7 protein-coding genes and 2 pseudogenes are annotated in these 8106 nt (G+C 41.4%); 4 read left to right on the top strand and 5 right to left on the bottom strand.

Annotated elements, in window-relative coordinates:
- The first annotated feature begins 65 nt into the window (after positions 1-65).
- The 4 genes and pseudogenes from ACKTSF_RS13945 to ACKTSF_RS13930 all read left to right on the top strand — a co-directional run bounded on the left by ACKTSF_RS13945 (position 66) and on the right by ACKTSF_RS13930 (position 3997).
- Positions 66-278, top strand: coding sequence for a hypothetical protein (locus tag ACKTSF_RS13945; protein WP_042253400.1), 213 nt, complete (start codon positions 66-68; stop codon positions 276-278).
- A 709-nt stretch (positions 279-987) separates the two neighbouring features.
- Positions 988-1923 (top strand): replication initiation protein, encoded by a 936-nt coding sequence (locus ACKTSF_RS13940; protein ID WP_063285835.1) that lies wholly within the window; start codon positions 988-990, stop codon positions 1921-1923.
- Positions 1916-2461: a DUF536 domain-containing protein gene (locus ACKTSF_RS13935; RefSeq protein WP_010620839.1), complete on the top strand. Its 546-nt coding sequence runs from the start codon at positions 1916-1918 to the stop codon at positions 2459-2461. The genes ACKTSF_RS13940 and ACKTSF_RS13935 overlap by 8 nt, the downstream gene beginning before the upstream one ends.
- 115 nt (positions 2462-2576) lie before the next feature.
- Positions 2577-3997 (top strand): annotated as a pseudogene (locus ACKTSF_RS13930) (nicotinate phosphoribosyltransferase).
- A 103-nt stretch (positions 3998-4100) separates the two neighbouring features.
- Here the strand turns inward: ACKTSF_RS13930 and ACKTSF_RS13925 are convergent.
- The 5 genes and pseudogenes from ACKTSF_RS13925 to ACKTSF_RS13905 all read right to left on the bottom strand — a co-directional run.
- Positions 4101-4772 carry a TetR/AcrR family transcriptional regulator gene (locus ACKTSF_RS13925; RefSeq protein ID WP_260266987.1) on the bottom strand — a complete coding sequence of 224 codons (672 nt, stop codon included), beginning with the start codon at positions 4770-4772 and terminating at the stop codon, positions 4101-4103.
- A gap of 4 nt (positions 4773-4776) precedes the next feature.
- Positions 4777-6024 carry an ABC transporter permease gene (locus ACKTSF_RS13920; protein ID WP_407890194.1) on the bottom strand — a complete coding sequence of 416 codons (1248 nt, stop codon included), beginning with the start codon at positions 6022-6024 and terminating at the stop codon, positions 4777-4779.
- Positions 6002-6745: an ABC transporter ATP-binding protein gene (locus tag ACKTSF_RS13915; RefSeq protein ID WP_047767853.1), complete on the bottom strand. Its 744-nt coding sequence runs from the start codon at positions 6743-6745 to the stop codon at positions 6002-6004. Before ACKTSF_RS13915 ends, ACKTSF_RS13920 begins: the two co-directional genes overlap by 23 nt.
- Before the next feature lie 246 nt (positions 6746-6991).
- On the bottom strand, positions 6992-7459 hold the full coding sequence (locus tag ACKTSF_RS13910) for a Dps family protein (RefSeq protein WP_003587210.1): 468 nt from the start codon (positions 7457-7459) through the stop codon (positions 6992-6994).
- Positions 7460-7994: 535 nt separating this feature from the next.
- Positions 7995-8106: pseudogene (locus ACKTSF_RS13905) on the bottom strand (type II toxin-antitoxin system YafQ family toxin); the annotation flags it as partial.

Here is an 8106-nt window from a genome sequence, read left to right as displayed (position 1 = left end):
TTGGTAACAAATTTTGAATAACGGTGTTGTAAGATCTGTAAATCTAAACTGAAATCATTATTTTGATGTTAGGAGTCATTAAGATGGACGAAAAGAAAGTATTAAAACCAATTGATGAAATGCTTGCTGATCCTTGGCAAGTTGATATTCAAGAATTGTTTGAAGCTTCTGTCAATGAACCTGATGAGATCAAAAGGAACTTGTATGATTCCTTATACACTTATGTTTTGCAAAAAAGACAAGAAGATATTATTAATCGTCCTGGCTTCGTTATTTAGCCCTCTAAGAGCCTTCTGAGGGCTTTTTATTTTTCCTTTGGTATAAATATATATAAATAGTCTTAAAACCGCTAGAAACGAGAAATAAGGCCCTTAAAAACGAATATAGCAGTTAAAGTCTTGCTAAGATTTAGAAAAACTAACTGTTTGCTGTCAATGGTAGCGGACGAGCGTAGCGTGGGAGCATAAGGAATTGACAGCTCTAAACCAGTCTTAACACTGAATTGGCGAAAGCCAAAGTTTCTATAAAACTTTGCTTTTCTGCCTAACGGCGAGTGAAAAAGCGGTTAAGCTGGCTCAGCTTGGACGGGGTTCGGGGCGTTAGCGCCCGATTAAATGTGGCTTGCCGCACCTTTTTAGGCAACGAACGAAGTGAGGCGCAAGAAGCGTAGCGAGTGGAGTTTAATGTGAGCCGGTTTTTGGCTCACTCCTTTGTGTTTTTTGATTCTAGGTTTTGGCCTCGTACAGTAGTGCCTCTTTTAAACCTCTTTTATAAACCTCTTTTAAACCTCTTTTAGACCCCTCTTGCGCCTTACTCCCCCAAGGCGTACAGAAGTTTATCGACTACATTTTGTCTGTTTATCGACTACATTTTGTCTGTTTATCGACTACATTTTGTCTGTTTATCGACTACATTTTGTCTGTTTATCGACTACATTTATTTACTCCTGTATTCAAATAAGGTAGTATTATTCAAGGAGGTTATTTTATGAGCAATGAATTAGTCAAATATGACCCTGAATTAAATACAATCCCCTTGCGAAGGTTTACTCCTGTAGAAATGAACTTGTTCTTTTCTGTAGTTTCTAGAATGCGTGATAAAGGTGATGATACTGTTAGATTTACCTTTGATCAGTTAAAAGAGTTAAGTGCCTATAAGCCAACCGCAAATAATCGGTTTATTGATGACATACAAAGTACATATCAAAAAATACTAGGTCTTAGATTTGGCTCTCGAAGTAAAGATGGTCTTGATAGAGAGATGTTTGTCATGTTCACTCGATTTGAAATTAAGGGATCTGCAGACGTTCCTTATGTTGATATTCAAATTTATCCCAAAGCGTTGAAACTTCTAAATAATCTCGAAAGTTGGGTTCGTTATGCTTTGACAGAGTTCCGAGATTTAAAGAGTAGTTACGCAAAAACAACTTTTCGTATTCTTAAACAATTCCGAACCACTGGTTATGCTTATTTTTCTAAAAATGATTTCTTTGAACTACTAGATATTCCACAAAGCTATTGGAGTAAGCCTGCGAACGTTGAATCTAGGGTTATTCGCCCAATTAAGGAAGAACTAACCCCTTTGTTTAGAGGCCTAACTATACGAAAAAAATATGGTAAAGGTCGTGGGAAACCAGTGATTGGTTATACTTTTACTTGGAAGCCTGAAAGAAAAGACGCAAACGACTTTTCTCAAGGTAAGTTCCAAGATGAGCGTCAAAAACTTTTTAATATCCAGAATAATGGTGAATTAACAGAACAAGAAAAATGGCGTGCTACCGATAAAGTTAAAGGCCTACCACTAGGCTCAACTGAAAAACAGATTTTAGCCGAACGACAGATTGAGCATGATAAAACAATAAGAGATCAGACAAGACAAGAAATGCTTTCTGAACTCCGAAAGGGGTTTGGAAAACATGCCTAAAACTATTAGAGAACTTGCTGATGAATTGAAGGTCTCTAAACAAACTATTCAATATCACTACCAAAGACTACCAACAAAGAACCAACAAAAAGATAGTCAAGGTACAAACATGATTAGCCTTACAGCTGAAAGGATTATTAGGGACAAGGTAGCAAAGCCTTTGGTAGCAAAAGATCAACAAATAGGTAGCAAAAAAGCGACAAAGACTAGCAAAAAAAATAATGAGCTAATTGCTACTCTAAGAAAAGAGGTAGCAGATTTAAAGTCTCAACGTGACAAACAGCTTGCGACCAAAGACCAGCAAATAAGTAGCAAAGACAGACAAATAGATCATTTAACAAAACTAATAGACCAACAACAACAATTACAATTAGCAACAGTAGCAGAAGATCGCCATTTGAAAGAACGCCTACGAAAATTAGATGGCCCAGTTGAAGATCTTGAAAGTATAGAAAAAAGCCAAGTTGCAAAAACTGATGGTGCAAAAAAACAGGCAGCTAAAAATATAACTAATAAAAAATGGTGGCATTTTTGGTAATCGAATAATTATCGTAAATATGTACTAGAAAAGAGCATACAAATTATGGAGGGTCTGTACTAGAATTTCGGACAGAAACATAAGAGAATTGATTTATCCGAAAGGAGTCCTCAAAATGACCTATTCACGCAATCGCTACGACCAAGATTTTAAGAAAAATGCGGTACGTTTGAGTTTTAACTCTTCCAAACCAGTTAAAATCATTGCCTCCGAACTTGGTGTTCCTGAAAGTGCCCTGTATCGTTGGCGGAAGCTATATACCGAAGATGGAAAGCAAACGCCGTTTGCTTCTTTAGAAGCTGAGAACCGTGCCTTAAAACGTGAAAATGCCGAATTAGCATTGGAGCGTGATATGTTAAAAAAATCCGCCGCCTACTTTGCCAGTCTCCAGAAGGAACCCCGGTCTTTCCTCGTGAACCACTATTGACAATCACTGGACCACTTGAGCAAGCGCAATTACTTGAAACGCTCGTCTTAAATATCGTCAATCACCAATCACTGATTGCCACTAAAGCTCGTCGACTGAGTTATGCCGCGGCAGGACGTCCAATTATGGAATTCGGTGCGCGCCGTGCGCAAGGCCCGGAAAGCGCACTTTACGGCACCCGGGCAGCCATTATTGGTGGCGCCAATAGTACTTCAAACGTTCTCGCTGCGAAGCTGTTTGATATTCCCGTTGCTAGTACCATGGCCCACAGTTGGATTGAAGCTTTCCCAGATGAACTAACGGCGTTTCGCAAGTGGACCGAACAATATCCTGACAATAGTGCGCTACTAGTCGATACTTATGATGTGCTTAACTCTGGGATTCCTAACGCGGTGACGGTCTTTAAGGAGCTACGAGCAGCTGGGCATGAACCCGTCGGTATTCGAATCGATTCGGGGGACGTCACGACTTTATCACAAGCTGCCCGGACACAATTGGACGCGGCTGGCTTTCCCAATGCCAAAATCACTATTTCTAACGCATTGGATGAACACATCATTACCTCGCTGTTGCACGAAGGCGCACCGATCGATAATTTTGGTATCGGTGAAAAGCTCATCACTAGCGCGTCCGCACCGGTTCTAAGTGGCGTCTACAAGCTTGCGGCAACTGAGAGCAATGGTCAGAGCACCCCCAAGATCAAGGTCAGTGCCAGTCGCGAAAAACTAACGATTCCTGGTGATAAGCAAGTCTATCGTCTGTACGAACCAGGAACTCAGCGGGCCTTTGCTGATTTGATTGCACTAGCTACCGAGACGATCGTTGATGCGACCAGCCTAACCGTCGTCACCAGTGACCCACTCAGTGTCGACCGTCAACAGCGACTCACCCATTTTGAAGCCCGGCCCTTACTCGCGCCGGTAGATTTGTCCAACACCACGTCAATTCCGGTTACAACCATTCAGGCAACGACCCAGGCTAAACTTGCCGAGCTCCCACGAACAACCCAGCGGCTCGTCAACCCAGATCTTTACCCGGTCTACATGACGACCACACTCAGCCAGTTACAAACTAGTTTGTTGAATAAAATGACGATACTAGCAGATTAACAAACGAACACGCGTAGCAACGACCAAAGCCACTTCTGTACTTAGCGTTCAAATGACCGCTAAGTACAGAAGTGGCTTTAGTTTATATCAAGTAACAGTTAGCTCACTGACCAGTAATTTGATCATGTTCACCCGGGGTCAATATTTTGGTCATCACCGTAATCAAATACGCTTGTTCGCGCTCAATTTCAGTTCCCGGCAATTCCAGCATTAACTGCGCTAGGTAACCGAATAGCTGCGATAACAAACTTTGCAGTATCAAATCATTCGGCCAATCCACAATCAAATGATCTGCTTTTAGTTGATTTATGACACTTCCCATCTGCTTGACCATCTTAGGCGCAATCTGGCTAAGAATCTGTTCGCGTCGTTCGGTGTCAAAAGCTGCCATTTCAAAAATGACCTTTAACTCTTTCACGTTAGCTTTAGCAAATGCAACTCGGTCCGTAAAAATTGCTGTGACGAATGCCTGTAGACTGGGATAACGCTGCCGTAATTTATCCTCTGAAAAATCACTCGCTAAGATTGGCACAATGTGCGCGGTAATTGGTGCTAAGATGGCATCCCGTAAGGCAACCTTAGTCTTATACCGCCGATAGACCGTCCCCTCCGCAACGCCGGCCCGTTGTGCAATATCACTAGTACTGGTCTGGTCAAAACCCTTTTCAGCAAACAAATCGAGACTTGCCTGGAGGATGGCCCGTTGCTTAGGTGTAATCGTTTCATTCTGACTTAGATCCTGTTGAAAATAATCCCGTATCCGTGGTCGTTCCATATCCTCACACCTTCCGATAACGTTTCATTCCAACAATATTCAACATTGTTAGTACGACCGTAAACCCTACTAATATTAACAAATTGACACCAATATCGCCAAGCCCAGCACCCTTTGTCACAACATCCGTCATCGCATTAGCACCATAGTATAACGGCATGATGTGGGCAATTGCTTGCAACCAACTGGCCATGCCATCGACTGGAACCAACCCAGCAAAAAAGATTTGTGGTACAACAATCAGTGGAATAAACTGCATCATTTGAAATTCTGAGTTAGTAAAGGTGGAAATAAAGATACCCAAGGTCAAAGCCACTAACGCTAATAATAAGTTAGTCAGAAAGACCAGCCAAATACTACCAACTAAGTGAATCTTGAAGACCGTAATTGTAAAAACAACGGTCAGGACAGTCTGAATGATGGCAAAGCCCCCATAACCAATTAGATAGCCCATAATAATTTCACTCCGTCGAATTGGGGTTGCAAGTAGCCGGCTTAGGGTTCCAGTAGTGCGTTCATTCAAAAGTGAAACGCCAGAAATCAAGAACACAAAGAAGAAGATAAAGAAACCGAGAAAGGCTGCCAAAAAGCTTTCAAAGAACGTTGAATCACTACTACCATAAATATAATGAGACTTAGTCGTATAACTGGTTGCTTTAGCTGACTGAGTCGAACTAGACGTCGTGGCTGTGGCTTGCTTGAGTTGCTTTTGTAATTTCTCAGCAGTTGCCTGGTCACCGCGGGCCTGGGCTTGTGCAATGGCAGTCTTCAGCTTGGTCACCGTTGCTTGTGTCTGGGCTGCTGTCAGCTTCTTCAAAGCGGCTTGTTGCGATTCAAGGGCCGCGCGCTGTTTCTTAGTAACGGTCACCAGCGTCTTCATTTTCAACTTGACTAATCCTGATTGTAAACTCGCCTTAATTAAAGACGTGTTGGTTGGATTGCTATTTGAATAAGTAATCGTCAATTGACCATTTTTCTGAGTCAAATAGCCATCTAGATCATGCTGCTTAATCATTTTCCGTGCCTGTGAACTATCATAATGATGAATCGTCACGTTTTTGGTATCGATCACGTTAACCACGGATTGGTCTACATGATGAACACCCAAGCTTGCTACTTGCGTCGTGTTGTTTTGAAATAAGAAATACATCAGCGTCATAATCAGCAATGGTGCCAAAAGCATCAGCGCCAAGGTACGCTTATCACGTAACATTTGCTTAAAAACTCGTCTAACGATTGCCATCGTTCGCATCTTGCATCCGCCCCGCTTTCAAAAAGACCTGTTCGATCGTATCTACTGCATACTGTTGTTTCAGTGCCGCGGGTGTCCCCTCAGCAAGCGCAATCCCGTGCCGAATCAACATGAGATAATCACACCGTTCTGCTTCGTCCATGACATGCGTTGTCACGATCATCGACTTACCGATATCCTTGAGCTTATTTAGTTCGGTCCAAATTTGTTGCCGTAATTCTGGATCAATCCCAACGGTCGGTTCATCTAAAATCAATAATTGGGGATCCTGAATCAGGGCAATTGCCAACGACAAGCGCCGTTTCATCCCACCCGAATAGCCACTGACCCGCTTGTCTAATTGGGTCGTTAAATCAACTAATCCGGCTGCATAATCAATCATCTGTGCTAACTTTATTTTTGGAACGCTCATCAATTGCCCAAAAAAGGTCAGGTTTTCACGGGCCGTTAGTGTCTCATACAAAGCGTCACTTTGGGCCATATACCCTACTTGTGCCATTACCGCCCTATTGGGCATCACCGTATCCATGACTTTAACAGTGCCACTATCCACAGCTTCCATCCCTAAAATACTCTTGATCAAGGTGGTCTTCCCAGCTCCTGATGGCCCAATCAAGCCATAAATCATTCCAGCCGGCAGTGTCAAATCAATCTGATTGAGCACTTGCTGATGACCAAAGTGCTTGCTGACCTGCTTGGCGATGACATAATCCGTTACCATTTTAATAACCCTCTTTCTCAAAGCAAGTGTATACTCACTCACTTAATGGCCTTAGTATAATCAGTACATCTCGGTTTGTCAACATTAAAATGAGTTATCACTCACTTATTTTGTTTCCGGCCTATTTGTCACCGCATTGCAAACAAAAATGCGCCACCCCGTTGTTGGGATGTCGCATTTTAATTAAATAGCAGCACTGATATAAGCGTTAGCAATGTTTAAGCCTACCGATTTTTTAATATTATTTTATTCATCAATTTCCGGCGCCGACCCAAGCTCTGCCTGAATCATCCAGATTTTCTTCTCAATTGCGGTTTTGAGACCAATGAAAATATCTTGGGTACTGAAGTCTTTTTCAACATCGGATACTTCAATGCCGTGTTGGTAAAGGTCTTCCAAGTAACGATAGCCATCAACTAAGTGTGCGAGGCGTTCTGGGGTTGTTTTGTCCCATTCACCAGGCCAGTCTTGAATCTTAGTGTTTTCGGCCATTTCTTTTAAGGTCGAGTAAGGACTGCCATCAAGCGCAATCAGCCGTTCAGAAATGACATCGAGTTGGCTGTCAATTTCTTCCATGAACTCATCCATCAAGGGGTGCAACTTCAAAAAGTTGGGTCCACGCATGTACCAATGCGTCTGATGGATAATCATTGACATCTGGCTCAAATCGGCAACGAGTTGATTTAATACTGCTTTGGTTTTCGTATATTTCATTAGATTGATCTCCTTTCGATATGGTTATTATAACTTAGTGGTAGCTTAATCTGAAACGTTATACACTGGCAAATTAAGTTATTTATAGCCCGTAGAATTAAGTCGTTTTGAAAAGATGGAGACGTTATATGGTAGATTGTAAAATTAATCTACAATTGAATTTTATTTACCTTATGAAGATGTTCAAAACGCGTTAAAGTAAAGTGCGCAAAACCCCTTTATACGTACAAAGGATGAATGGGTAGTGGGTAACAATGAGTGTAAATTAAATAAGGCACAAAAAGGATGCTTAAGGATAAAGAAATATATAATCATTTCAATTTAGAAAATATTTCCAGTTCCATCAAAACGGAGCTAAACAAGATAGTGCATGACATCGATGACTAATACTTTAACACCAAACAGAAAGGGGCTATGAATATATAGGGTCTATAATATACAAATAACCCCTCAAAATCATTGTTAAAATAACCCCCAATATCTATAATGTAGATGTTGGGGGTTATTTGTTTTTATATGTTATAAATGACTTCTCTTATTCGTCATTTTTTCGATACCTTTTGGAACGATTTTGACCAGGAAATAAACGATCATGCGATCCGACTCGAATGCCAATTAAGACTAGTTCATCTGTATCAATCGTATAA

Origin of the sequence: Levilactobacillus muriae (genome assembly GCF_045862015.1) — a bacterium.
Lineage (GTDB): Bacteria > Bacillota > Bacilli > Lactobacillales > Lactobacillaceae > Levilactobacillus > Levilactobacillus muriae.
The sequence above is the reverse complement of the archived record's forward strand: the minus strand, read 5'-3'. Positions and strand labels throughout refer to the sequence as shown.